Raw genomic sequence first — 24,239 nt, 5'->3', positions numbered from 1 at the left:
CGGCCGCGCACAGGGCGCGGCCGATGCCCGAGCGCCTGGGGTGAGCCCCAGGGCGGCATCGGGGAACCGGCTGTCAGCTGACAGCGGTCCCCGTGGGCGGACCCCGAGTGGTGAGGGCGTGAGCGAGCAGCAACTGCCGTGGCGTACGCGCGCGGCGGCTGCGCCGGACGCGGATACGCGGCGGACGGTGCGGCAGTGCGGGGACGCGGACCGGCAGACGGAGCGGGGCGACGAGCCGGTCGGCGAGTGCGCGCAGGATCCGGAACGCCGCGCGTTCGCCGTACGCGAGCCAGAGGCCGCTCAGGAGCGCGGCCAGCAGGTGGGCCGCGAGCATTCCGGTCGACGACGTCATGCCACCGCCGGTCATGCCGGTCATGTCGTGCGCCGTCGATGCCATGGACGGCATCGGCTCCATGGCGGACGAGAGATGTTGGTGCCGCATCGGCGGCATGTGCGGAGCAGTCGGCCGGGCCGCCGTCTGGGCCAGCGAGAAGGCGGTGTGCAGTGCGGTCTGCGCGGCGACGGCGAACAAGACGACGGGGAGCAGGGTGCGTTCCCGCTCGGCCAGGCACCAGGCCGCGGCGCCGGTGATCACCGCTCCGGCGCCAACCGTCCACCAGGGGACGCCGGTCTGTGACATCAGTACGTGGCCGATGACCGCGAGCAGCACACAGACGGCCGCGAACACCGCAGCCCGTACCGCGCGCACACCCCGTCCGACAGTCATGGCGGGGCTCATCCTCGCATCCGGCTCGCGTTCATCAAGGGTGGGTACGGAAGTTCCCGAGCCGCGCTCAAGCTCCGGCATGTGATTCAAGCCACGGAAAATCGCGGGAACTTGAGGCCCCTTCCGTACGACTCCCTGCCACGACCCGGGCGACTTCCCGGGCGGCGAAGGGACGGAGACGCACGGGTGGGGACGGAGCAGGGGACGGAGCACAAGGAAGCGGCCGCGGCCACGGAGGCGCCTCGTCCGGCGCGTGCGCCGACCGCGTTGCTGACCTGCGCGATGGCGTTCTCGATGATGCAGCTGTTCCTGCTCGGGGCGCTGGGTCCGCGGCTCGTGGACGAACTGGACGTCTCGCCGACCCTGCTGGGCCTCACGACGACCGTCGGCTTCGGCGCGGCGGCCGTACTCTCACCGGTCGGCGGCCGCGTGGTGGACCGCGTGGGGCCGCGCCGCTGTCTGGTCGCGCTGCTTCTCGTCTGCGCCGTGGCGCTTGCCCTCATCGGATCGGCGCCCGGCGCGGGTCTGCTGCTGGCGGCGGTCGCGCTCGGCGGGCTGCCGCAGGCACTGGCCAACCCGGCCACCAACAAGGCGATCCGGGCCACCGTCCCGCCCGAACGGCGCGGCTCGGTGACCGGGATGAAGCAGTCCGGCGTACAGCTCGGGGCCTTCGCCGCCGGGCTGCCGCTCGCGGCGCTCGCCGGGGTCGCGGGCTGGCGGGGCGCGGTGTGGACGGCGGCGGGTGCCGCGGTGGTGGCGGCCGCCTGGGCGGCGCGGGCGCTGCCCCGGGATGTGCCCCGGGCTGGCAGCAGTGCGCCCGGGGCGCGCTCCTCGTTCGTACCGCGGGGTGCGATCGCCTGGCTCGCGGTGTTCTCGCTGCTGCTCGGCTGCGGGATCGCCTCGGTCAACACGTATCTCTCGCTGTACGGCACACAGCGGCTCGGCCTCGGGCCCACGGCGGCCGGTGCGCTCGTCGCCGTCCTGGGGGTCGCGGGCGTCGCGGGCCGGGTGGGCTGGTCGAGGGTCGCCGGGCAGCCTGCGCGCGCCGTGTGGCTGCCCGGCGGCCTTGCCGCCGGGGCGGTGGGAGCCGCCCTGCTGCTGGCCGGCGCGTCCTTTGCCCGCCCGCTGGCATGGGGCGCGGCGGTCGCCGTCGGTGTCTTCGCGGTCGCCGCCAACGCGGTGTCGATGGTGCTCGTCATGCAGCGCGCGACGACGGGGCGGGCGGGGCAGGACTCCGCGCTGGTCTCGGCGGGGTTCTTCGCCGGATTCGCTGTCGGGCCGCCGCTGTTCGGACTGCTGGCGGAGTCGGGGCGGTACGGGACGGGGTGGCTGCTGGTCGCCGGAGAGTTCGCGGGGGCGTGTGCGGTGGCGGTGTGGTGGGCGGTACGGGACCGGGGCGGGGAGAAGCGATGAGCGCGGTGGCGGCGCCGGAGTGGGCCGCGCCCGCGCTTGCCAGGGTCCTCGACCGGGTCGCCGTCACGCGGGCCGAAGTCGGCGACCGCTTCCCGCTGTTCGCGGACCCCGAGAGCGGGCGATGGAGGACCACCGGGCGCGGTTCCTGGACCGGCGGGTTCTGGGCCGGACTGCTGTGGCTGCGCGCCCGCCACACCGGTGAGGCCTCCGACCGGTGGGCCGCGGCCGCGTGCACGGCGCGCCTCGCCGACTGGGTGGACGCCGACACCGCCACGCGCGGGCTGATCCTCTGGTACGGGACCGCGCTCGCTGATGACGAGGCGTCTGTACGGCTGCGCGGACGGGCCGCCCGCGCCTGCCTGAAGTCCTTCGACCCCGAACTGGGCCTCGTCCCCTGGGGTTCTGCCTTCGGCGGCCCCCGGCTGCTCGCCCGCGCCGACGCGGTGCCGGGGATGGTGCCGCTGCTCGCGGCGGCGGACTCGGGGGCGGCTGAGAGCCACCTGTGGACGCACCTCGAACTGTGCCGGGGAAACGGGGCGTCGCGCTTCGACTCCGCGGCGGGCGGGTGGGTTCCGCATCCCGAACCGACGCCCGGCTGGAGCCGGGGGCGGGCGTGGCTGCTGCTCGCGGCGGCGGACGCGGCGGGGCGGCTGGATGCGGCCGATCTGCGCGACCTCACCGACGAGTTGACCGACACCCGGCTGGTCCCCCCGGCCGACGACGCCCATCCCGACGGCCCCCTCGACACCTCCGCCGCGGCGATCACAGCAGTGGCGCTGCTCAAACTGGGCCGCCGCGAGCAGGCGGTGGCGGTGCTGGAGGAGCTCGTACGGGTGTACCTGGGGGAGGACGGGGGGCTACGGGAGGGCTGCTACGACCTGGGCGGGGGTGTGGCGGTGCGGCACGAGCTGGTGTGGGGGGACTTCTTTCTGGCTCTGGGGGTGGGGGTGCTGGTGGGGTTGGTGGGTGTGGGGGAGGTCTAGAGGGTGCGGGGCCGGTGGGGGCGCATGTGCGGGGCGCCTGCGGCGGGCCTGTTCCCCACCCCGCCCCAGACCCGGTATGCGACCTTCGGCCGCATGTCCTCAAACGCCGGACGGGCTGAATATGCGGCCCAGCCGCGCATATCCAGCCCCGTGGGGGTCCCCCCGGACGAAGTCTGGGGGGAGATTGAGGCGCGGGGGTCCGTGGGCAGCGGCCCCGGTCAAGGCGAACGCAGTACCCGCCGCGCCACCGACACCACGTGGAGCTCGTCCGGACCGTCCAGGATCCGCGCCATCCTCCCCGTCCGGAACAGCCCCGGCAGCGCCGTGTCCGGGCCCAGGCCCGCCGCGCCGTGGATCTGGATCGCGGAGTCCGCGACCTGCTGGAGCATCCTCGCCGCCGCGACCTTCGCCAGGCCCACCTCCACATGGGCGTCGCGCCCCGCGTCGAGGTGGGCCACGGCCTCGTACACCAGCGGGCGTGTCGTGCGCAGTGCGAGCAGCGCGTCGAAGAGGTGGTGCTGGACGAGCTGGAGGTCGCCGAGCGGGCCCCGTGACCGGGTACGGGTGAGGGCCCGTTCGCGCATCAGGTCGAAGGCGCGGCGGGCCTGGCCGAGCCAGCGCAGGCAGCGCAGGGTGCGGCCGAGTTGCAGTCGTTCGCCCGCGATGGCCAGGGCCTTGCCGGGTTCGCCGAGCAGATGGTCCGCGGGCACCGGTACCTCGTCGAGCGCGATCTCCCACTGGCCGCCCGCGCCCAGGACGGGCAGTTCGCGTACCACCCGGAAGCCGGGTGCGTCCGTCGGAACGAGGAGCAGGGACAGCCCGTCGCGGTCCGGCGGCGCGCCGCCGGTGCGGGTGAGGACCGTGACGAGGTCGGCGTCGCCGGCGCCGCTCGCGAACCATTTGCGGCCGGTCACCGTCCAGCCGCCGTCCGGCGCTGGCTCGGCGCGGGTCTGGGTGAGAAAGGGGTCGGTGCCGGGGACTTCGGGTTCTGTCATCGCGTACGAGCTGCGCAGCTCCGCGGCGACCAGCCGCCGCGGATAGTTCTCGCGGACCCGGGCGCTGCCGTGCCGCCGCAGCATCTGCACATCCAGCAGGGAGGCCGAGCCGAGCGCCGCGGGCCCGTGGTCGCTGGCGCCCTCCGCCTCGGCGATGTGCGCGTACGAGCGGAGGGGAAGTCCCTGGCCTCCGAGTTCGGCGGGCAGGGGCAGCGCCCACAGGCCCTGCTCCTTGGCCTCGTGCCGCAACTCGCGCAGAACGGCGGCCGCGTCCGGCCCGCCGCGGTCGAGGGCGGGCTCCTGCGGCACGACCCGCCGGCGTACGAAGTCGGCCACACGGTCCTTCAACTCCCGTACGTCCGAAGGACATTCGGGAAGTCCCGCCGTCACAGGCACCTCTGGCTGCACCACTTCCTCCGGCCTTCCGGGAACCCATGGGAACGACTGTCCGACTGCCTCTCACACGGAACAGGTCGGGCGCGACAGTCCCCTGGTTCCCACCGCTTCGGAAGAGGAGAGGCATGGCATCACCTGCCACCACGCGCACCGTCCGGCCGCTGGACGGCCTGCGCACGCGGGCCTCGGGGCCGCCGGGTCCCGGCGCCGGGCTCGTCGCGGAGCATCTGCGGCTGCTGGGCGCCGGGGCGGATGACGCCGAGGGGTCCGAGGTCGTCGTCGACGGCGCCGGGTTCGGGGCTCTCGCCGCCCGCACCACCTGGGCGGACACCGCGCGCGACGTGACCGACGAGGCGACCGTGCAGGCCGCAACGGGGATCATGGCGGTGCACGGGCGGCGCGACGGCGGCCCGCGCGGGATCGCGGCCGACTACGCAGCCACCGCCTCCGCCGTACTGACCGTCCAGGGAGTGCTCGCGGGACTGCTGGCCCAGGCACGCGGCGGCCGGATCGCCCAGGTGTCGACGAGCGCGGACCGGGCGGGGCTGCTGGCCGTCTCGCAGTATCTGGCCGCGGCCGGTGCCGACGAGGGCGAGGCGGCCGAACTCGCCCCGGGCGGGCCGCCCTTCACCTCGGCCGACGGGATCGTCTTCGAGCTGGAGACCCTTGATCCGGGGGCGTGGGCGGCCTTCTGGCGTGCGCTCGGCGCGCCGGAGGATGCGATACGGGCGGGCTGGCGGCCCTTCCAGTTCCGTTACGCCACGGCCTGCGCGCCGTTCCCCGACGCACTGCATTCCACGGTCCGTCACGGCGACTGGGAGCGGATCCGGTACGCCGCCGAGGCCTCCGGCGCTCAGGTGTGCCCGCTGCGTTCCCTGGCCGACCGGGGTATCGAGGATGCTCCCCCGTGGACGCTGGCCCCGCACGAAGCGGCGTACACCACGGGCGGCGCTCCGGCCGGGCTGCCGCTCGCCGGGCTGACCGTCCTGGAGGCGGGCCGCCGTATCCAAGCGCCGCTCGCCGCCCATGTGTTGGGACTGCTCGGCGCCGACATCGTCCGTATCGAACCGCCCGGCGGCGACCCGCTGCGCGGCATGCCCCCCGCCTGCTCCGGAATCTCCGCGCGCTGGCTCGCGCTCAACCGGGGCAAGCAGGCCGTCGAGATCGACATCAAGGCGGAAACCGACCGGCGGCGGCTGCGCGAGATGGCGGCCGGAGCGGACGTCTTCCTGCACAACTGGGCCCCCGGCAAAGCCGCCGAACTCGGCCTCGACCACCATCAGCTGGCCGCGGCCAAACCCGCGCTCGTCTACGCGTACACCAGCGGCTGGGCCGACCGGCTGCCCGGCGCACCCATGGGCACCGACTTCATGGTCCAGGCCCGTACCGGCGTCGGCGAGGCCGTCCGGCCGGACGGTGAACCGCCCGCGCCCTCGCTGATGACCCTGCTCGATGTGCTCGGCGGGCTGCTCGGCGCGGAGGCGGTCCTGGCCGGGCTGCTGCTGCGGGAGCGCACCGGTCACGGCGTGCGGGTGGACTCCTCCCTCCTGGGCGCGGCCGATGTCCTGACCGCGCCCGCCCGCCGCCGGGCCGCGCAGGGTCTCGCCCCGCGCCGTCCGGCCGGATTCCGCCGCCCGCTGCCCACCGCCGACGGCTGGATCGCACCCACCGACTCCTGCGCGGCCGCTGCCGCCGCGTACGACCTGGGCGCACTGCCCACCGCGGACGCCCTCGCGCAGCTGCGTACGCACGGTCTGGCCGCGACCGCGGTCACCACCGACCTCGCCGCTCTGCACCACGACCCGCGCTTCGCCGGCTCGATCAGCCGGGACGCGCACGGTGCACCTGCCGTTCCCGACCCCTGGAGCTTCCTGTGACCGTCGCCCTGCACGATCTGCTGCCCGCCGAGCTGCGCCGTTCCTGGACCGTCGACGGCACCTGCCCCGACCTCGACGTCTACAGCCTCTACCGGGCCCGCCAGATCGCCGATCTGCATCGCACGGCGGTGATCGACGCCAAGGGGAAGCTCTGTTACACGGCGCTGGACCGCAAGGTGCGATGTCTGGCCGCCGGCCTCACCGCCCTGGGCATACGCCCCGGCGACGTGGTCGGCGTCCAGCTCCCCGGCACCCGCAACGCCGTCATCGCCGATCTCGCGCTGGCCGCGATCGGCGCGGTCGCGCTGCCGTTCCCGGTCGGCCGGGGAGGGCGCGAGGCGGCCTCGCTGCTGAGCAGATCCGAGGCGGTCGCCGTGATCGCCGCCATCGAACACCGCGGCTGCGCGCACGCCGCCGATCTGCTCGGCCTCGCCGCCGAACTGCCCGCCCTGCGCACGGTGATCGCCGCCGGACCGGGCGAGGCGCCCGAAGGGGCCGTACCGCTGTCGCAGCTGCTGCGCACCGACGCGAGCGCCTTCGTCCCGGCCCGCCCCGACCCCGACTCGGCCGTACGCATCCTCGTCTCATCCGGCTCCGAGGCCGAGCCGAAGATGATCGCGTACTCGCACAACGCGCTGGCCGGCGGCCGCGGCAACTTCCTGGCCTCCCTGATGAAGGACGGGCAGCCGCCGCGCTGTCTCTTCCTCGTACCGCTCGCCTCCGCCTTCGGCAGCAACGCCACCGCGGTCGCCCTCGCCCGGCACGGCGGAACCCTGGTCCTGCTCGACCACTTCACGCCCGAAGCCGCCCTCGACGCCATCGCCGAGCACGAGCCGACGCATGTGCTGGGCGTGCCGACGATGATCCGGATGATGCTCGACGAACTCGCCGAGCGGCCGCGCGACCTCCCGGCGCCCACCGCGCTGGTGCTCGGCGGGTCCGTACTCGACGCGGCCACGGCCGATGAGGCGCGCCGCGTCTTCGGCTGCCCGGTCGTCAATCTGTACGGGTCGGCGGACGGCGTCAACTGCCATACGGGACTGGGGGACTGGCCCGCGTCCGGGCCGGGTCCCGGCGTGCTCGCCGGGCATCCCGATCCCCGCGTCGCCGACATCCGTATCGCCGTCCCCGGCACACGCGAGATGGAGGAGGCACCCGCGGGAGCCGTCGGCGAGATCGTCGCCCGTGGTCCGATGACGCCGCTGTGCTACGTCGGCGCGCCCGAACTCGACGCGCGCTACCGCACGGCCGACGGGTGGGTCCGCACCGGAGACCTGGGACTCCTGGAAGAGGACGGGGCGCTGCGGATCGTGGGCCGCCTCAAGGACGTGGTCATCCGCGGCGGGGCCAACATCAGCCCCGCGGAGGTCGAGATCGAACTGGCCGCGCATCCGGGGATACGAGACGTGGTGTGCGTCGGCGTGCCCGACCCGCTGATGGGCGAGCGGCTCGCGGCGTGCGTGGTCACCCGGGACGGACAGGCCGCGGTGACACTGGACGAGCTGGGCGCGTATCTGGACGCGCGGGGCGTGGAGCGCCGGAAGCACCCGGAGCGGCTGCTGGTCCTGGCCTCGGTGCCGCTGACCCCCGCGGGCAAACCGGACAGGCTCGCGCTACGGGAACGGTTCGCCGGTGCCGGGTTGGTGGAGGCGGTCTGACCTCAGGTCCGTCCTCAAACGCCGGACGGGCCGGATATTCGGCCCGTCCGGCGATGGAAGTGCGGGTCACCCCGCTGCGGTTCGCCCGCGGTACCACTCACCGGACAGCAACCACCAACGCCCCCTGGCCCAGGCTCACCCCGGCCCCGGTGACTTCAGGGCTTTGCCAGCGCCGCCTTCACCGCCGCCGCCGCGTCCCGGTACACCGGCAGCAGATCCAGGTCCTTCCCCGGGAAGTTGACGATCTTCACCTGCTCCGCACCCGAGTCGGGCAGCACCGTCCCCGTCGACATGTGCGCGTTGTCCAGCACGAGGGCCGGCTTCTTCGCCGACAGCTCCGACAGCTGCTTCGCGCTCACCGCCTCGGGCCCGTACGTCCCCACCACCTGCGCGCCCGCCATCTTCGCCGACCACGCGGTGAACACCTGCGTGACCACGGACGGAGCCTTTCCGCCCGGCCAGGCCGCCTTCAACTCCCGCTGCAGACCGGCGTACTGCGTCCCGAAGCCCTTCTGCCACGTCGCCGCGGCGGACTCGGTCCCGAACAGCTTGCCCAGCCGGGCGACCTCGCCCGTCACCTTGCCCGCGTCGTTGTCGAGGTTCACCTCGACCAGCTTCGCGTCGGAGCCCGCGGCCGCCTTGATCTTCTCCGCGTACGGCTCGAAGGGCGCGTAGAGCACGAAGTCGGCGTCGGCCACCGCCGCGAGGTCGGACGGCTTGGGGTCGTAGTCGGGAGCGTGCTGCACCGACTGCGGGACGATCACCTTGACGTCCTTCGCGCCCGCGGCCTTGGCGAAGGCGCCCTCCCAGGTCGTGGTCGCGACGACCACCGGGGCCCCGCCGCGCGGATGCCCGTCGTCTTTGGACGAGGCGTCCGAGCTGCCGCCGCAGCCCGCGGTCAGGGCGAGGGCGGTGGTCAGTGCGAGGAGGGAAGCGATGCGGACGCGGTTGCGCGCCATGGGCGGATTCTCCGTTCGGGGACGAGATGGACGCCGAGGGCCACGGCCCCGGCGGTCAGGACAAGGACGGGACCGGGCGGCAGATCCAGCCGGAGGGCGATCAGGAAGCCGGTCGCGTTGACGGCGACGCCGATGCCGACGGCCCAGGCGGTGATCGACCTCAGCGACGAGCCCAGGCGGCGCGCGGCGAGGGCGGGCAGCAGGGTCAGCGCGTCGACGAGGAGCGCGCCGGTCAGCTTGATCGCACCGGCGACCGCCACCGCGACCAGGACGAGCAGGACGAGGGTGAGGCGTTCGACCCGTACACCGGAGCAGAGGGCGAGTTCGCGGTCGTACAGCAGCAGGGCGATGTCGCGCCGCCGCCACCAGAACAGGCCGGGCACCACGACGGCGAGCGCGCCCAGCACCCACAGGTCGGCGGTGCCCACCGAGAGGATCGACCCCCACAGCAGGGCGAACGCGCCCGCGGCGTTGACTCCCGAGACCGAGAGCACCAGCAGCGCGGCGGCGATGGCCAGGCTCATCAGCAGGCCCATCGCGCCGGAGAGCCCGTCGGGTGTGCGGGCGAGCGGCGCGACTCCGGCGCCCGCGAGAGCGCAGGCGAGCAGCGCGCACAGCATGGGGTCGAGGCCGGTGAGCAGCCCCACGGCGATCCCCAGCAGGGCCACATGCATCATCGCGAACCGCACCGGCATGATGTCGAGACCGACGATCACCACGCCGACGACCGGCAGCCCGACGGCGGCCAGCAGCAGGGCGAAGCCCGCGCGTTGTACGGGGACCAGCTGCAACAGCGCGCCGATGTCGGCGGCGGCGAGCGTCATACGACCTCCCGCAGCCGGCCGGCGGCCATCTCCAGGACGCGCTCGCAGCGGTCGGCCAGGGCGCGGTCGTGGGTCACCACGACGAGGGTCGCGGGCAGGGACAGCAGGACGTCGGCGGCCTCCTCCTGCCCGGCGAAGTCCAGCGCGGCGGTGGGCTCGTCGGCGAGCAGCACCCCGGCTCCGGCGGCGACGGCACCGGCGGCCCGGGCCAGATACATACGCTGCAACTGGCCGCCGGACAGAGTGTGCAGCGGCCGCCCGGTCAGTTGGCCGACGCCCAGTTTCTCCGCCGCTTCCTCGGCTTCGACCGCCGCGCCGCTGCTGGTCAGCAACTCCCCGGCCAGCAACGGAAAGCGCCCGGCCGCGGGCTTCTGCGGAATCCACGCGCAAGCCCTCCGCCGCCAGGCCCACTCGGCCGGGGTGCGGGCCGGACGCCCGCCGACGAGGATCTCGCCGTCCGCGGTCCGGTGCAGGCCGAGCAGGGCCCGTAGCAGTGTGGTCTTGCCGGAGCCGTTGGTGCCGGTCAGCGCCACCCGCTCGCCGGGCGCGATGTCGAGATCCACGGCGCGTACGGCTTCGATACGGCCGTGCCGGCAGCCGACCCGGCGCATCCGCACGTCAAGCCCGCCCATTCCACCTCCCGTTCGGTCACCCATGTACGGGAGAGGAGTCGGACGGCGAGGCCGATGAGTTCCCGGCCTCGAGCTGCGGCTTCGATCAACTCACGGACCTGACCGCACGGATGAGCGAACCAGGTCACTAAAGTTGCACCGTGACAGTCGCGGATACGGGGCCGGACAGCCGGAGTGCCGGGCGGTACTTATGGTGGCTGGTCACCAGCCAGCGGCGCCGCGTCGCCGCGGGCGCTCTGCTCGGCAGTCTGTGGATGGTGTGCCTGACACTGCCGCCGTATCTCCTGTCGCGGGCCATCGACGAAGGACTCCGGCCGGGCGACTTCGGCGCGCTGACCGGTTGGGTCGCCGCACTGCTCGGCGTCGGGGTGCTCAACGCCTGGCTGGCGATCATGCGCCATCGCACCATGACCCGGATCCGGATGGACGCCGTCTTCCGAACCGTCGAGGTCGTCGTCCGGCAGTCGACGCGCCTGGGCGCCGCGCTGCCGCGGCTGCTCACCGCCGGCGAGGTCGTCACGATCGGCATCAGCGACGTCAGGACCATCAGCCAGACGCTCACCATCACCGGGCCCGGCGTCGGGGCGGTCTTCGCCTATCTCGCAGTGGCCGTCCTGCTGCTCACCGTCTCGCCGCTGCTCACCGCCGTGGTCCTGCTCGGCGTGCCGGTGCTCGCCGTGCTGGTGGGGCCGCTGCTCGGGCGGCTCCAGGGCGCGGAGTCGACCTACCGCGAGCGGCAGGGCAGCCTGGCGGGGCGGATCGGGGATCTCGTGGGCGGGCTGCGCGTGCTCAACGGCCTTGGCGGCAAAGGGCTGTACGCCGACCACTACCGCCGCGGATCGCAGACGCTGCGGGCGGAGGGCTACCGGGTCGGCGTCGTGACCAGCTGGATCCAGGCGCTCGGGGTCGGGCTGCCCGCGGTCTTCCTCGCCGCCGTGACCTGGCTGGCGGCGAGGATGGCGGCTCAAGGGGCCATCACCGTCGGCGAGTTGGTGGCGGTCTACGGCTATGTCGCGATCCTCGTCGTACCGGTGGCGTTCTTCATCGAGGGCGGCTACGACCTGGGGCGCGGCCTGGTCGCGGCCCGCCAGGTGGTGCGCTTCCTGAATCTGGAACCCTCGGACGCGGACGCCGCCGAGCCGGTCGACGCGCCCACGTACCCTGCCGTACTGCACGATCCGGAATCCGGTGTGGAGGTGACGCCCGGGCGGCTGACCGCGCTGGTCAGCGCCCGGCCCGCGCAGTGCGCGGCGGTGGTGGACCGGCTCGCCAGGTTCACCGGCTCGGCGGCGACCTGGGGCGGGATACGCCTCGACGCGATGGCGTCGGCACGGATACGGGAGCGAATCCTGGTCGCCGACAACGAGGCCGATCTGTTCTCGGGACCTCTGCGGGAAGTCGTCGCCGGGCGAGCGGAGCGGGACGAGGACGCCGTCGCGGCGGCGGTGCACGCGGCCGTCGCACAGGACATCGTCGACGGGCTGCCCGACGGCCTCGGCTCGGCGGTCGACGCGCAGGGCCGCAATCTCTCCGGCGGTCAGCGCCAGCGCATACGGCTTGTACGGGCCCTGCTCGCCGAACCCGAGGTACTGATGGCGGTCGAGCCCACATCCGCCGTCGACGCCCATACGGAGGCGGCGCTCGCCTCCCGGCTGCGTACCGCCCGCGCCGGGCGCACCACCGTGCTCACCAGCACCTCGCTGCTGCTCCTTGAACAGGCGGACACCGTGTACTTCCTGGTCGACGGGACCACGGCCGCGACCGGCAGCCACCGTGAACTGCTCGCGGCCGAGCCCGGATACCGCGCACTGGTCTCCCGCAGCGCGGGCGAGGAGGAGAGGCAGCGGTGACCCGTCACCTCCCGGTCGCCGAGCCGCACCACGTACGCCGCGCCGCCCTGCGGCTCGTCCGGCTGGACTCACGGGCCTTCGCCGCCGTGATCACGCTCAACGCGCTCGCCGCCGCGGCCGGGCTCGCCGGGCCCTGGCTGGTCGGACGCGTCATCGACCGCATCAGCGACGGCGCGGGCGTCGCCACCGTGGACCGGCTGGCCTTCGCCATCCTCTGCTTCGCCGTCGCCCAGTTGCTGCTCGTCCGCTTCGCCCGGTACGTGGGACACCGCTTCGGAGAGCGGACGTCCGCCCGGATCCGTGAACAGTTCGTCGAGCGGGCGCTCGCCCTGCCCGCATCCGTCGTGGAACGCGCCGGGACCGGTGATCTCACCGCGCGCGGCACAGCCGATGTCGCGACCGTGGGCACTATGCTGCGCGACGCCGGGCCCGAGGTCTCCATCGCGGTGGCCCAGGCCCTGTTCATCATTGGCGCGGTCTTCGCCCTCGACCCGCTGCTCGGTGCCTGCGGGCTGCTCGGCCTGATCGGCATCTGGTTCGCCGCCCGCTGGTACCTGCGTCGCGCGCACACCGACTATCTCGCCGAAGGCGCCGCCAACTCCGCGCTCGCCGAAGTGCTTTCCGCCACCGCGTCCGGCGCCCGCACCGTCGAGGCACTCGGGCTCCAGGAGCGGCGTATCGCGGCCTGCCATGACGCCGTCGAGGAGTGCAAGGGGACCCGGATGCGGACGCTGTTCCTGCGCAGTGTGCTCTTCCCCGCCGTGGACGTCTCGTACGTCCTGCCGGTCGTCGGCGTCCTGCTGCTCGGCGGCGCACTGCACGCGCACGGCACGGTCACCCTCGGAGCGGTGGTCGCATCGGCCCTGTATCTGCGGCAGTTGTCCGAGCCGCTCGACACCGTTCTCTTGTGGCTCGACCAACTGCAGAGCAGCTCCGCCGCGTTCGCCCGGGTCGAAGGTCTCGGCCGGGCCCCGGCAGCGCTGCCGGCCGCGGAGGCCGCTCCCGCCGACGACCGGATCGAGGTCGCCGGCGCGCGGTACGCCTACGACGGCGGGCGCGACGTCCTGCACGGCGTCGACCTCACCGTCCGTCCCGGCGAACGGCTGGCCGTCGTGGGCCCTTCCGGCGCGGGCAAGTCCACCCTGGGCAGACTGCTCGCCGGCATCGACGCCCCGCACACGGGCACGGTCACCGTCGGCGGAATTCCGCTTGCCGCGCTCGACGCCGCACAATTGCGCCGCCAGGTCGTCCTCGTCACCCAGGAACACCATGTCTTCCTCGGCACGATCCGGGACAACCTGCTGATCGCGGCCCCCTCGGCCACCCGCACCGAACTGTCCGCGGCTCTCGCCGCGGTAGGCGCCGACTGGGCGTCCGAGCTCCCTGCCGGCCTCGACACCGAACTGGGCGCGGGCGCCCACCGCCTCGACGGGGCCCAAGCCCAGCAACTCGCCCTGGCCCGCGTCGTCCTGGCCGACCCGCACACGCTGATACTCGACGAGGCGACGGCGCTGTTGGACGCGACGACGGCACGCCATACGGAGCGGGCCCTTGCTGCCGTTTTGAAGGGCCGCACGGTGATCGCCATCGCGCACCGTCTGCATACGGCCCATGACGCGGACCGGGTGGCGGTCCTGGCAGAGGGGCGACTCGCGGAACTGGGGACGCATGAGGAGCTGGTGGGGGGTGGGGGTGCGTACGCGGCGCTGTGGCGGTCCTGGCAAGGGGGATAGAGGGGGCGCCTGCGGCGGGGCCTTGCCCCCTCAACCCCCCGCCCGCACCACCACCGCCACCGCCCGTACCTCACCCCCGTCCCGGAACCTGAGCACGAAATCGACTCGCTCACCCAACCGAAGCGCCGGCGGATTCTCGACCATCACGTCGCCCACCGCCGGGGACATCCGCACCTCCCCGCCCGCCGGCACCTTCAGCTCGGGCAGCGCCTCCATCCGGCCCGCACCGTCCGACTCGACGTCGCGCGCGAGCATCGTCGGCGAGCCGAGCAGCGGCGCCTCCACCGAGACCAGGGACGCGTCGGCGCCACCCGTGTTGCGCAGGTCGAAGTAGGCCACGGTGTCGCGGCCCGCGAGCGGCTGGACGACCCGGGCGCGGGTGACCGTGATCCGGGCCGGAGGCTCACCCGCCGCGCCGCTGGAGACGTAGGCCGTGAGCAGGGCGAGCGTCACGGCGCAGGCGGCCACCGGCACGAGGATCGCGGCGGTCACGGCTGCCCGGCGCCCGGCGGGGTCAGCGGAGGCTGAGGTCATCGGAGCCCCTCCGGACGGCGGATCGGCCGGGCACGCGCCCGGCGGCCGGTGGCCGTCTGCGGGGCCGCGGTCCGTCGGCGCGCAGCCGCAGACTGTTCCCGACGACCAGCACCGAACTCGCGGACATCGCCAGCGCCGCGAACATCGGGTTGAGCCACCCGGTCGCGGCCAGCGGCACGGTGACCACGTTGTAGCCGAAGGCCCAGACGAGATTGGCCCGGATCGTGGCGAGCGTGCGGCGGGTGAGGAGCACCGCGTCGACGACCGCCGCCATGTCCTCCCGTACGAGAGTGATGTCCGCGGCTCCGATCGCCGCGTCCGTTCCGCTGCCCATGGCGATACCGAGGTCGGCGCGGGCGAGTGCGGCCGCGTCGTTGACCCCGTCGCCGATCACCGCGACGTGGCGTCCTTCGGCGCGCAGCGCGGCGACCAGTTCCGCCTTGGCCTCAGGGCTGACGCCCGCGTGCACGGTCGTGATGCCCAGCTCACGGGCGACGGCCTCCGCCGCGGAGGACCCGTCACCGGTCACCAGGATCGGTTCGATGCCCAGGCGCTTCAGCTTGGTCACCGCCGCGCCGCTGGAGGGCCGCAGGGTGTCGCCGACGGCGAGCAGGGCGACGGGCCGGGAGTCGATCTCGACGACGACCGCCGTGTGCCCGGTCTCCGCGGCACGCAGCAGGCCCTCGTGCAGCGTGTCCGGGAGCGGGGCGGCGGCTCGTGGACTGCGTACGGAGATCTCCCGGCCCTCGACCCGGCCGTGCACGCCTTCGCCCCGTACGGCTCGGAAGTCTGCCGTCTCGGGCAGCGGTTCGCCGCCCGCCTGCCTGCGCGCGGCCGCCAGCAGGGCGCGGCCGACGGGATGTTCGGAGCCGTACTCCACCGCACCCGCGAGACGCAGCACATCAGTGGCATCCCGCCCTTCGGCCACGACGGTCTCGACGAGGGTCATACGGCCCGTGGTGAGCGTTCCGGTCTTGTCGAAGACGGCGGTGTCGACCCGGCGCAGCCGCTCCAGGGCGCCCGGATCCTTGATCAGTACGCCGAGCCGCGCACCGTGCCCCGTCGCCGCCAGGAACGCGGTGGGCGTCGCAAGCCCCAGCGCGCACGGGCAGGCGACGACCAGGACGGCGACCGCCGCGGTGACCGCCGCCTCCGCGTCGGCACCGGCCCCGAGCCAGAAGCCGAGCACGCACGCCGCGACCGTCACGATGGCCGGGACGAACACGCCCGCGACGGCGTCGGCGAGCCGCTGAATCCTCGCCTTGCCCGCCTGGGCGTCGGTCACCAGCCTGGTGATACGGGCGAGTTGGGTGTCCGCTCCGACGGCGGTCGCGCGGACGACGAGCAGCCCGCCGGAGTTCACGGCACCGCCCACGACGCGGAAGCCGGGCCCCACCTCGACGGGCGTCGACTCACCGGTGACCAGCGACAGGTCCAGCGCCGAACTGCCCTCGGTCACCACGCCGTCGGTGGCGACCTTCTCGCCCGGCCGGACCATGAACTCCTGCCCGGTCAGCAGCGCGGAGACGGAGATGCGCTCACCGCTCCCCTTCAACTCCACGTCTTTCGCGCCCAGTTCGGCGAGTGCCCGCAGCGCGGACCCGGTGCCGCGCTTGGCGCGCGCCTCCAAGTACCGCCCGGCCAGGACGAAGAGCGGCACGCCGACCGCTGCCTCCAGATACAGATGCGCGGTGTCGCCCTCGGCACGCGGCAGCCAGCTGAACGGCATCCGCATGCCCGGATCGCCCGCCCCGCCGAAGTACAGGGCGTACACGGACCACAGGTAGGACGCGATCACACCGAGCGAGACGAGGGTGTCCATGGTGGCGGTCGCATGGCGAAGCCCACTGAGCGCGCGCGCGTGGAAGGGGTGGGAGCTCCAGATGACGACCGGTCCCGCGAGGGTGAAGCAGAGCCACTGCCAGTAGTCGAACTGCAGGGCGGGAACCATCGACAACACGAGGACCGGCACCGCGAGCACGGCGGTGATCACCAGCCGTTCCCGCCCGTCGTCGTCCCCGGCCTCGTCCTCGTCCCCCGTTGCGAGCGGAGGCGACGGCAACCGGGCGGTGTAGCCCGCCCGTTCCACCGTGGAGATCAGCAGGTCCACACCCACCTCGGACGGATGCGTGATCCGGGCAAGACCGGTGGCCAGATTGACCGTGGCGCTCACCCCGTCGACCCGGTTCAGCTTCTTCTCGACCCGGGCCACGCACGCCGCGCACGTCATCCCGCCGATCAGCAGATCCGTCACCGGCCCGCCCCCATGTCATGCATCCCGGGCATCCCGCCGGGCTCCTCGCCGCCGGGGCTCTTCGGCTCATCGACACGGTGCAGCCCGGGCGCCACCGGGCCGACGGCGCGCCCCACCGCGTACGAGAGGGCCGTCAGGGCGAGCACCAGGAGCACGAACCCCACCAGGGCCGTGGGCACGGGTATCCGCGAAGTCCTCATGCGTCCATACCGTACGGGGGTATGAGCGCGAGGCGAACCCCCAAAGGCTGTGAGGAAGAACAGCCCTCGGGACGGGAACCCGGAGGTCCGGTGGCGCGACTGGCGGGCGCCCATCGGCTGCGTGATCCTCGGGACATGAGCCCCACGATTCATCTCGCCCAGCAGCCCGAGGCCGACGAACTGCTCGGCCGCAGTCCGCTCGCCGCCCTGGTGGGCATGCTGCTCGACCAGCAGGTCCCCATGGAGTGGGCGTTCTCCGGCCCGTACACCATCGCCCGGCGAGTCGGCGGCGAAGATCTGGACGCCGCCGAGATCGCCGCCTACGACCCGGACGCCTTCGCCGAACTGCTGAAGGAGAAGCCCGCCGTCCACCGCTATCCGGGCAACATGGCCAAGCGGGTGCAGCTGCTGTGCCAGTACCTCGTCGACGAGTACGACGGCGACGCGAGCGCCATCTGGCGCGATGCGGCGAGCGGCGACGAGCTGCTCGCGCGGCTGAAGGCGCTGCCCGGCTTCGGCGAGCAGAAGGCGAAGATCTTCCTGGCGCTGCTGGGCAAGCAGTTCGACGTACAGCCCACGGGCTGGCGCGAGGCGGCAGGAGCGTACGGCGAGAAGGGCTGCTACCGCTCGGCGGCGGACATCACCGGACCGGACTCGCTGGCGAAGGTGCGGGCGCACAAGCAGGAGATGAAGCGCGCGGCGAAGGCAGCGAAAAAGTCCTGAGCGGAACCGTGCTGTCCGACCCGGGGATCAGCCCCGGAACCCGCGCCTCACATGTCTTCGGGGTCTGCGTCACGAAGCAGCCGCCGACCCCTTTCGAGCGAATCGGCCGTACTGTCTGCGTGATCGACTCCGGGAATGTTTCCGGGTTTGCACAATTTTGCCCGGGATCGCACTCCGCCACCGTGGCTGCGCCCGGAGCCTCTTGACCGGTAGGCTTTCCGTGTGATCTTCAAGCGCATCGGTAACGGGCGGCCGTATCCCGACCACGGCCGGGAAAGCACCCGGCAGTGGGCGGACGTGGCGCCGCGCCCGGTCCGCCTCGATCAGCTCGTGACCACCAAGGGCCAGTTGGATCTCGAAACGCTGCTCGCGGAGGACTCCACGTTCTACGGCGACCTCTTCGCCCATGTCGTGAAGTGGCAGGGCGACCTCTATCTGGAGGACGGTCTGCACCGCGCCGTGCGCGCCGCGCTGCAGCAGCGCCAGGTGCTGCACGCCCGCGTTCTCGAGCTGGGCTGAGCCGCCCGCCGGGGTTCCCCGGCCACCTCCGCGGCCGCCCGGGCGACTGAGCCTTTCGGGCTTTTTACGGACCGTACGGACGCAATCGGTTGATCGTTTAGTAGGCATCGGCACCAGGCCGCACTACGCTGCGCCCATGAGCATGCTCACTCCCCCAGGCATGGGCGGAAAGTACCGCATCACGGGCGACAAGTACCCACGAATGCGACGCCCTCGCAATCGCGGCAGGATCGTTGTGGTGGCCCTCGCCGCGGTGGTCGCCCTCGGCCTCGCCGGCTGGGGAACACTGCAGCTCATCGACGTCTTCACGGGCGACGACGGCAAGAAGGCGTCGGCGGCCAGGACGAAGGACTGCAAGAGCGCACCGAAACCCTCGGCCGCGCCCCCGCCGGCCCTCAAGCCGGGCCAGATCACGGTGAACGTCTACAACGCGACCCCGCGCGGCGGCCTCGCCAAGGCGGCCGCCGACGAGCTGAAGAAACGCGGCTTCGCGATCGGCAAGGTCGGCAATGCCCCGGAGGCGTACGACAAGAAGGTGCCCGGCACGGGGATACTGCTGGGCGGTTCCGAGGCACAGCAGGGCGCGTTCCGGGTGCTGGCGACCCAGCTGAGGAGCAGCCGACTGCAGACCGACGCGCGCCGGACGGCGGACGTCGACCTGATCCTCGGCACGGCCTTCAAGACGCTGGACACGAAGAAGGACGCCGACGCGGCGCTGGCCACCCTGGCCAGGCCCGCACCAGCGCCCTCCGGCGCGTGCTGAGCTGAATTACTGCCCCTGGGCTACTCGGCCATGCCGTACATCCGGTCGCCCGCGTCGCCCAGCCCCGGCACGATGTAGCCGTTCTCGTTGAGCCGCTCGTCCACGGACCCGGTGACGACGGTGACCGGCGTGCCCGCCAGCTCGCGTTCCATCACCTCGACGCCCTCGGGCGCCGCCAGCAGCACGACCGCGGTCACATCGTCCGCGCCGCGCTTGATCAGTTCCCGGATCGCGGCGACGAGGGTGCCGCCCGTGGCCAGCATCGGGTCGAGGACGTACACCTGGCGGCCCGAGAGGTCCTCGGGCATCCGGGTCGCGTACGTCGACGCCTCCAGGGTCTCCTCGTTGCGGATCATCCCGAGGAAACCCACCTCGGCGGTCGGCAGGAGCCGCACCATGCCGTCCAGCATGCCCAGGCCGGCCCGCAGGATCGGCACGACCAGCGGACGCGGGTGCGAGAGCTTCACGCCCGTCGTCCCGGTGACCGGGGTCTCGATGTCCACCTGCTCGGTGCGCACATCTCTGGTGGCCTCGTACGCGAGGAGGGTGACCAGCTCGTCGGCCAGGCGCCGGAAGGTCGGGGAGTCGGTGCGCTTGTCGCGCAGTGTGGTGAGTTTGTGCGCCACCAACGGGTGGTCGACGACATGGATCCGCATGCGCCCAACAGTAGCCCGGGCTGGCATCAACGGTGGGTACGGAGGGAAGGTGGTGGGAGTCCCCCAGGCCGCGGGGCCCGGAGGGGACACGGACCCAGCCGTGGGGTGGTGTGTGGCCGATGCGGGAGCCCGGACCCGAAGAGCAGGAGATAGCGGCGGACGCCGAGCGCAGACGGCGACGCGCCCAGTTCCTCCGCGAACTCGGCGAGGCCAAAGCACTGCGCGATCGCGTCCAGCCCCGGAGGGCCAGAGCGGCCCGGATGCGCCAGCAAATGCGTATGCGGACGTTCCGCTGGTAACCGGTCCTGGCAGAACTGATGGCCGACGCAACGACGGAAGACCTCTCGCATCGCGCAGGTTTCTGCCACGATTCCGAGTGGGCGGGGCACGAACAATTGCACCGCCGGTCGTCACACCTCTGATCAGTGGGAGAGTCACGGTGTACTTCGCCGCACTGCTCGCGCGCACTCAAGACGGGTGGGAAGCGAGCGACACAGAGCTCGACGATGTGGAGAGCCTGTCGGATCTGACCGACCTGGCCCGTGAGGCCTCGGTGGACGAGGACACGGTGCTCGTCTTCATCGAGCAGGAGGACGCCTGGTTCGGCGTTCTGCGGGTGGAGGGCGAGGAGGATCCTCGTATCTTCGTCTCGGACGCGGCCGCGGCCGCACGCTCCTCGTACGGGGAAATCCTCACCAACGAACTGCTCGGCGGGGACGATGACGACCCCGCCGACGACCTGGACACGCTGGATCTCGACGGCACCGAGGACGGAGAGCCGGAAGACGACGACGCCGACGACGAGGTCGGCGAGTCGGGTTCGGCCGCCGAGCTGGTGCCCGCGGGACCCGTCGGCGATCGCGACATCCTCATGGACCTGGGGCTGTCGGAGAAGGAGCTGCTGGCACTGGACACGGACGCACTGCTGGAGATCGCGGACGCCTTGGGCGCAGCCGAGGTGCTGGAGACCGTCCGCTAGTGACCGGGGGCGTACCTGATCCCGCATCCGGACCCGCAGGCGATCCGGTACGCGACCCGTGGAAGGCGCCGATGCGTCTCGCCATCGAGGAGGCGGAGCGCGCGGCGCTGTCCGGCGATGTGCCGGTCGGTGCCGTCGTGCTGTCCGCGGACGGCACGCTGCTGGCCGCCGGGCACAACGAACGCGAGGCGACCGGCGATCCGACGGCGCACGCCGAGGTGCTGGCGATCCGAAGGGCCGCGGCTCTGCTCGGACAGTGGCGGCTCAGCGGCTGCACGCTCGTTGTGACGCTGGAGCCGTGCACGATGTGCGCGGGCGCGATCGTGCAGTCCCGGGTCGACCGGGTGGTCTACGGCGCACGCGACGAGAAGGCGGGCGCTGCGGGTTCGCTCTGGGACCTCGTACGGGACCGACGGCTGAACCACCGGCCCGAAGTGATCACCGGCGTGCTCGAGCGGGAGTGCGCGCAGCAGCTGACGGACTTCTTCCGGGAACGCTGACCGACGGGGTCCGGATACGGATTTCAGAGCACGGCCCACCTTGGGCTAAGCTCTCTCCCGGTAGCGTGTCCGAGCGGCCGAAGGAGCTCGCCTCGAAAGCGAGTGTGGGGAAACTCACCGAGGGTTCAAATCCCTCCGCTACCGCAGGTAGACGAAGGGCCCGATCCTATGGATCGGGCCCTTCGTGTTGCTCCGTCTCAGTTTCCGTCTCAGTTGCACCACGCTCGCAGCCCTGAGGCGGCCACCGGCGGCCTGACCGACTGATGCCTGTAGTCCTTCGCATGCCCTCCACCCTCTGAGGCGCGCCGTACGCGTTCCTGCGGCTGGCACCCGGGGCCGGGGCAGGACGAAGCGATCCTGCCCGGGCCGGGCGTTGGGGTATTCCGGTAACTCCCTGCCGACGGCACCCGCCTGCCCCCATCATCCTGACGTGGCATCTCTCCTACGCAGGCGTCAGGCTCCCCAAGGCCGGCATACGCCGAACCTCTGGTCGGTCTGGGTCGTCGCCCCCTTAGCGCTCCTCGTGGTCGGCGCCCTGAGCTTCGGGCTCTATCACGGCGTCTACGGTCTGCTCGCGGATGCCGCCCGCAGCCAGAAGCCGCGCAAGCCGGTCAACATCAACGACGTCATCAAGACCACTGTTACCGTCCTCACCCTGGTCGGCGCCGTCCTTGCCGGTATCTACGCCTACCGCAAACAGCTCCTCTCCGAGGGCGACGCGCACCGGGCCGACGCAAGTCAACTCGCCGACCGCTACACCACCGCGGCCGAACAGCTCGGCCACGACCAAGCCGCCGTCCGCCTCGCTGGCGTCTATGCCCTAGCCCGCCTCGCTGACGACTGGGAGGAACAGCGGCAGGTGTGCATCGACGTGCTGTGTGCCTACCTGCGCATGCCCTACGAAGCCGATGAGTCGGCGCCGGGGCACAAGGCGGGCGAGCGCGAGGTCCGACTTACCGTCATCCGCGTCATCCGTGACCACATGCGCCAACCGGAAGCCCCCACCACCTGGAGTGAGTGCTCCTTCGACTTCACCGGGGCAACCTTCGACGGCGGCGACTTCTCCGAAGGCCACTTCCGAGGCCTGGTCTCCTTCAACGGCGCGACGTTCGCTGGCGGCACGGTCTCCTTCGACGACGCGACGTTCGCCGGCGGCCTGGTCTCCTTCAACGGCGCGGCGTTCGCCGGCGGCTCGGTCTCCTTCGACGACGCGACGTTCGCCGACGGCCTGGTCTCCTTCAACCACGCGACGTTCGCCGGGGGCACGGTCACCTTCAACGACGCGACATTCGGCGACTGCACGGTTACCTTCCACTACGCGAGGTTCCGCGGCGGCACGGTCCCCTTCTTCGGCGCGATATTCGGCGACGGCACGGTCTCCTTCAACCACGCGATATTCGGCGACGGCACGGTCACCTTCTTCGACGCGATATTCGGCGGCGCCACGGTCACCTTCATCGGCGCGACATTCGGCGGCGCCACGGTCGATTTCACCGGCGTGGGCTTCCGCGACGGCACGGTCACCTTCAACCGCGCGGCCTTCCGCGGCGGCACGGTCACCTTCGACGGCGCGCTGTTCGGCGGCGGCACGGTCATCTTCGACGACGCGACATTCGGCGGCGGCACGGTCTCCTTCAACCACGCGACATTCGGCGACGGCACGGTCACCTTCACCGGCGCGACATTCGGCGGCGCCGTGATTACTTGGGGTTCTCTGCCACCGCCTGCGGGGGCCTAATGCGGCGACGGGACGAGCCTGACGCTCGCCTCATCGCCGTCATGATGATGGACCCGGCCAACGCTCCTAGTTCTGTAGGTGCTGGTTCCAGAGGAGTCCGTCGACCTGCTCAGCAACGTTCGTACGCACCGTGTCGACCATGTGCTGATACCTCGCGGCCATGGCCGTTGAAGACCAGCCCATCAAGCCCATGACCGCGCGCTCGGACACTCCGAGGATGAGCAAGACAGTGGCCGCGGTGTGCCGAGCATCGTGCAGTCGGCCATCCCGTACCTTCGCGCCGCTCAGGAGTTCCTTCCAGTCGTCGTAGTCCGTGCGGGGCGACGTGCCCCGGCCGGTCTCGGTCGCGAAGAGCCAGCCCTCTTCCGTCCACTCGCCACCCGCCTTAGCGCGCTCGGCGTCCTGCCGGATCATGTGCGTGCGGAGTAGATCCACAAGCTGTGGAGGAAGGCCGACCGCCCGGCGTCCGGCGCGAGACTTCGTGTCGGCCGTCTCGGGGTTCGTCCGCTCGCGTTGCGGGCAGTACCCGGCCTTGCGCTCGCAGGTGTCTCCGCAGCCGTGGGCGTAGTGGGGGCGTCGGCGGCTGCGACGGACCATCAGGACTCCCCCGTTCAGATCCACATCGGTCCACTTGAGACCGAGCGCTTCACCTTGTCGGAGACCGAGCGCGAGGGCGACGGCCCACCGTGCCGAGTTACGACGCTCGTCGGCTGCGCGCAGCAGCCGACGGACCTCGTCGACGGTGTACGGCTCTACCTCCTGCTCGCGCACCCTCGGGGCCTTGGCCAACTGCACCGGATTCTTTCCGAGGTGGCCACGCCGCACCGCCTCGTTGAGCGCGGTCCGGAACGTGCGGTGCGCCTGGTGGGCGGTCGCAGGCGCGCTGCCGTTGGCCTGCATCTTCGCGTAGAAGGTCTCGATGTGTTCCGGCTTGAGCTTGTCGAGACGGTGAGCGCCCAACCCTGGGATCAGGTGCTTCCGGACCGCTACGCCGTAGCCCACCATCGTGTTCTCGTTGACCCCAAGCGGGGCGATGTTCTCGATCCAGTGCGTCAGCCACGCCTTGACCGTCCAGGGCTTGCCCGGCTTGCGTACGGTCGCGGATTCTCGCTGCCGCTCCAGCTCACGTACCGCGTCGGTGACTTCCGCGCGGGTCTTGCGCTCGACATGGCGACGGTCCGGCTTGCCGTCGTCGCGGGTGCCGACAGTCACGCGACCGTGCCACTTACCGTCATTGCCCTGGTAGATGGACGAACGGCCATTCGGCTGTCGAGTGCGCTTCTTCTCTTCCGCCACGGGCGGACTCCCTCAGGCTAGGTGGGTGGA

General features: G+C 72.3%; 23 protein-coding genes, 1 tRNA gene and 1 pseudogene. 14 read left to right on the top strand and 11 right to left on the bottom strand.

What is annotated here, in order from left to right; all coding sequences use genetic code 11:
• Nucleotides 1-73 precede the first annotated feature (73 nt).
• Complete coding sequence (locus OG905_RS21170) at nucleotides 74-727, bottom strand: hypothetical protein (protein WP_328674633.1); 654 nt, start codon at nucleotides 725-727, stop codon at nucleotides 74-76.
• Nucleotides 728-1,009: 282 nt separating this feature from the next.
• On the opposite strand from OG905_RS21170, the gene OG905_RS21165 reads away from it, so the two are divergent.
• Nucleotides 1,010-2,140, top strand: a complete 1,131-nt coding sequence (locus OG905_RS21165; RefSeq protein WP_328682506.1) for an MFS transporter — start codon at nucleotides 1,010-1,012, stop codon at nucleotides 2,138-2,140.
• The gene (locus OG905_RS21160; protein WP_328674632.1) at nucleotides 2,137-3,123 is read left to right on the top strand and encodes a sugar ABC transporter permease; all 987 of its coding nucleotides are present in this window, start codon (nucleotides 2,137-2,139) and stop codon (nucleotides 3,121-3,123) included. The genes OG905_RS21165 and OG905_RS21160 overlap by 4 nt, the downstream gene beginning before the upstream one ends.
• Nucleotides 3,124-3,341: 218 nt before the next feature.
• On the opposite strand, the gene OG905_RS21155 is transcribed toward OG905_RS21160, so the two are convergent.
• The gene (locus OG905_RS21155) at nucleotides 3,342-4,526 is read right to left on the bottom strand and encodes an acyl-CoA dehydrogenase family protein (protein WP_328682505.1); all 1,185 of its coding nucleotides are present in this window, start codon (nucleotides 4,524-4,526) and stop codon (nucleotides 3,342-3,344) included.
• Between the two features lie 113 nt (nucleotides 4,527-4,639).
• On the opposite strand from OG905_RS21155, the gene OG905_RS21150 reads away from it, so the two are divergent.
• Together OG905_RS21150 and OG905_RS21145 are read left to right on the top strand one after the other, a co-directional pair.
• Nucleotides 4,640-6,391: a CoA transferase gene (locus OG905_RS21150; RefSeq protein ID WP_328674631.1), complete on the top strand. Its 1,752-nt coding sequence runs from the start codon at nucleotides 4,640-4,642 to the stop codon at nucleotides 6,389-6,391.
• Complete coding sequence (locus tag OG905_RS21145) at nucleotides 6,388-8,049, top strand: class I adenylate-forming enzyme family protein (protein WP_328674630.1); 1,662 nt, start codon at nucleotides 6,388-6,390, stop codon at nucleotides 8,047-8,049. The genes OG905_RS21150 and OG905_RS21145 overlap by 4 nt, the downstream gene beginning before the upstream one ends.
• A 155-nt stretch (nucleotides 8,050-8,204) precedes the next feature.
• On the opposite strand, the gene OG905_RS21140 is transcribed toward OG905_RS21145, so the two are convergent.
• Genes OG905_RS21140 through OG905_RS21130 form a run of 3 tightly spaced genes read right to left on the bottom strand, consistent with a single transcriptional unit; the run spans nucleotide 8,205 to nucleotide 10,464 of the window.
• Nucleotides 8,205-9,008: a metal ABC transporter solute-binding protein, Zn/Mn family gene (locus tag OG905_RS21140; RefSeq protein ID WP_328674629.1), complete on the bottom strand. Its 804-nt coding sequence runs from the start codon at nucleotides 9,006-9,008 to the stop codon at nucleotides 8,205-8,207.
• A complete protein-coding gene (locus OG905_RS21135; RefSeq protein ID WP_328674628.1) occupies nucleotides 8,966-9,832 on the bottom strand; it encodes a metal ABC transporter permease in 867 nt (288 codons plus the stop codon). Before OG905_RS21135 ends, OG905_RS21140 begins: the two co-directional genes overlap by 43 nt.
• Nucleotides 9,829-10,464: an ABC transporter ATP-binding protein gene (locus OG905_RS21130; RefSeq protein ID WP_328674627.1), complete on the bottom strand. Its 636-nt coding sequence runs from the start codon at nucleotides 10,462-10,464 to the stop codon at nucleotides 9,829-9,831. Before OG905_RS21130 ends, OG905_RS21135 begins: the two co-directional genes overlap by 4 nt.
• A 140-nt stretch (nucleotides 10,465-10,604) precedes the next feature.
• On the opposite strand from OG905_RS21130, the gene OG905_RS21125 reads away from it, so the two are divergent.
• Complete coding sequence (locus OG905_RS21125) at nucleotides 10,605-12,314, top strand: ABC transporter transmembrane domain-containing protein (RefSeq protein WP_443043965.1); 1,710 nt, start codon at nucleotides 10,605-10,607, stop codon at nucleotides 12,312-12,314.
• Complete coding sequence (locus tag OG905_RS21120) at nucleotides 12,311-14,047, top strand: ABC transporter ATP-binding protein (RefSeq protein ID WP_328674626.1); 1,737 nt, start codon at nucleotides 12,311-12,313, stop codon at nucleotides 14,045-14,047. Before OG905_RS21125 ends, OG905_RS21120 begins: the two co-directional genes overlap by 4 nt.
• Before the next feature lie 30 nt (nucleotides 14,048-14,077).
• On the opposite strand, the gene OG905_RS21115 is transcribed toward OG905_RS21120, so the two are convergent.
• From OG905_RS21115 to OG905_RS21105, 3 genes are read right to left on the bottom strand one after another with little or no spacing between them, the layout of a single operon-like run.
• Complete coding sequence (locus OG905_RS21115) at nucleotides 14,078-14,581, bottom strand: copper chaperone PCu(A)C (RefSeq protein ID WP_328674625.1); 504 nt, start codon at nucleotides 14,579-14,581, stop codon at nucleotides 14,078-14,080.
• Nucleotides 14,562-16,811: a heavy metal translocating P-type ATPase gene (locus tag OG905_RS21110; RefSeq protein WP_328682502.1), complete on the bottom strand. Its 2,250-nt coding sequence runs from the start codon at nucleotides 16,809-16,811 to the stop codon at nucleotides 14,562-14,564. Before OG905_RS21110 ends, OG905_RS21115 begins: the two co-directional genes overlap by 20 nt.
• 20 nt (nucleotides 16,812-16,831) lie before the next feature.
• A complete protein-coding gene (locus OG905_RS21105; protein ID WP_328674624.1) occupies nucleotides 16,832-17,035 on the bottom strand; it encodes a hypothetical protein in 204 nt (67 codons plus the stop codon).
• Nucleotides 17,036-17,170: 135 nt separating this feature from the next.
• Between OG905_RS21105 and OG905_RS21100 the strand changes: the two genes are divergently transcribed.
• Nucleotides 17,171-17,758: an HhH-GPD-type base excision DNA repair protein gene (locus OG905_RS21100; RefSeq protein ID WP_328674623.1), complete on the top strand. Its 588-nt coding sequence runs from the start codon at nucleotides 17,171-17,173 to the stop codon at nucleotides 17,756-17,758.
• Nucleotides 17,759-17,809: 51 nt separating this feature from the next.
• Here OG905_RS21100 and OG905_RS21095 read toward each other — a convergent pair.
• Nucleotides 17,810-17,900 (bottom strand): annotated as a pseudogene (locus OG905_RS21095) (helicase HerA-like domain-containing protein); the annotation flags it as partial.
• Nucleotides 17,901-17,980: 80 nt separating this feature from the next.
• Between OG905_RS21095 and OG905_RS21090 the strand changes: the two are divergent.
• Both OG905_RS21090 and OG905_RS21085 read left to right on the top strand, forming a co-directional pair.
• Nucleotides 17,981-18,277, top strand: coding sequence for a type II toxin-antitoxin system VapB family antitoxin (locus OG905_RS21090; protein WP_003955420.1), 297 nt, complete (start codon nucleotides 17,981-17,983; stop codon nucleotides 18,275-18,277).
• A gap of 136 nt (nucleotides 18,278-18,413) precedes the next feature.
• Entirely contained in the window at nucleotides 18,414-19,040 is a 627-nt protein-coding gene (locus OG905_RS21085; protein WP_328674565.1) for a LytR C-terminal domain-containing protein, read from the top strand.
• A gap of 20 nt (nucleotides 19,041-19,060) precedes the next feature.
• Here the strand turns inward: OG905_RS21085 and upp are convergent, their stop codons facing one another.
• A complete protein-coding gene (gene upp, locus OG905_RS21080; RefSeq protein ID WP_328674563.1) occupies nucleotides 19,061-19,696 on the bottom strand; it encodes a uracil phosphoribosyltransferase in 636 nt (211 codons plus the stop codon).
• 119 nt (nucleotides 19,697-19,815) lie between these two features.
• On the opposite strand from upp, the gene OG905_RS21075 reads away from it, so the two are divergent.
• The 5 genes from OG905_RS21075 (at nucleotide 19,816) to OG905_RS21055 (ending at nucleotide 22,913) form a co-directional block, all read left to right on the top strand.
• Nucleotides 19,816-19,995, top strand: a complete 180-nt coding sequence (locus OG905_RS21075) for a hypothetical protein (RefSeq protein ID WP_328674561.1) — start codon at nucleotides 19,816-19,818, stop codon at nucleotides 19,993-19,995.
• Between the two features lie 140 nt (nucleotides 19,996-20,135).
• Nucleotides 20,136-20,675, top strand: a complete 540-nt coding sequence (locus OG905_RS21070) for a tRNA adenosine deaminase-associated protein (protein ID WP_328674560.1) — start codon at nucleotides 20,136-20,138, stop codon at nucleotides 20,673-20,675.
• 71 nt (nucleotides 20,676-20,746) lie between these two features.
• Nucleotides 20,747-21,175, top strand: a complete 429-nt coding sequence (tadA, locus tag OG905_RS21065; RefSeq protein WP_328674558.1) for a tRNA adenosine(34) deaminase TadA — start codon at nucleotides 20,747-20,749, stop codon at nucleotides 21,173-21,175.
• Between the two features lie 59 nt (nucleotides 21,176-21,234).
• Nucleotides 21,235-21,319: transfer RNA gene (locus OG905_RS21060), tRNA-Ser, on the top strand.
• Between the two features lie 286 nt (nucleotides 21,320-21,605).
• Nucleotides 21,606-22,913: a pentapeptide repeat-containing protein gene (locus tag OG905_RS21055; protein WP_328674556.1), complete on the top strand. Its 1,308-nt coding sequence runs from the start codon at nucleotides 21,606-21,608 to the stop codon at nucleotides 22,911-22,913.
• 66 nt (nucleotides 22,914-22,979) lie between these two features.
• Here OG905_RS21055 and OG905_RS21050 read toward each other — a convergent pair whose 3' ends face one another.
• Nucleotides 22,980-24,209 (bottom strand): tyrosine-type recombinase/integrase, encoded by a 1,230-nt coding sequence (locus OG905_RS21050; RefSeq protein ID WP_328674554.1) that lies wholly within the window; start codon nucleotides 24,207-24,209, stop codon nucleotides 22,980-22,982.
• Nucleotides 24,210-24,239 lie beyond the last annotated feature (30 nt).

It is taken from the genome of Streptomyces sp. NBC_00322, assembly GCF_036147535.1.
Taxonomy (GTDB): domain Bacteria; phylum Actinomycetota; class Actinomycetes; order Streptomycetales; family Streptomycetaceae; genus Streptomyces.
The sequence above is the reverse complement of the archived record's forward strand: the minus strand, read 5'-3'. Positions and strand labels throughout refer to the sequence as shown.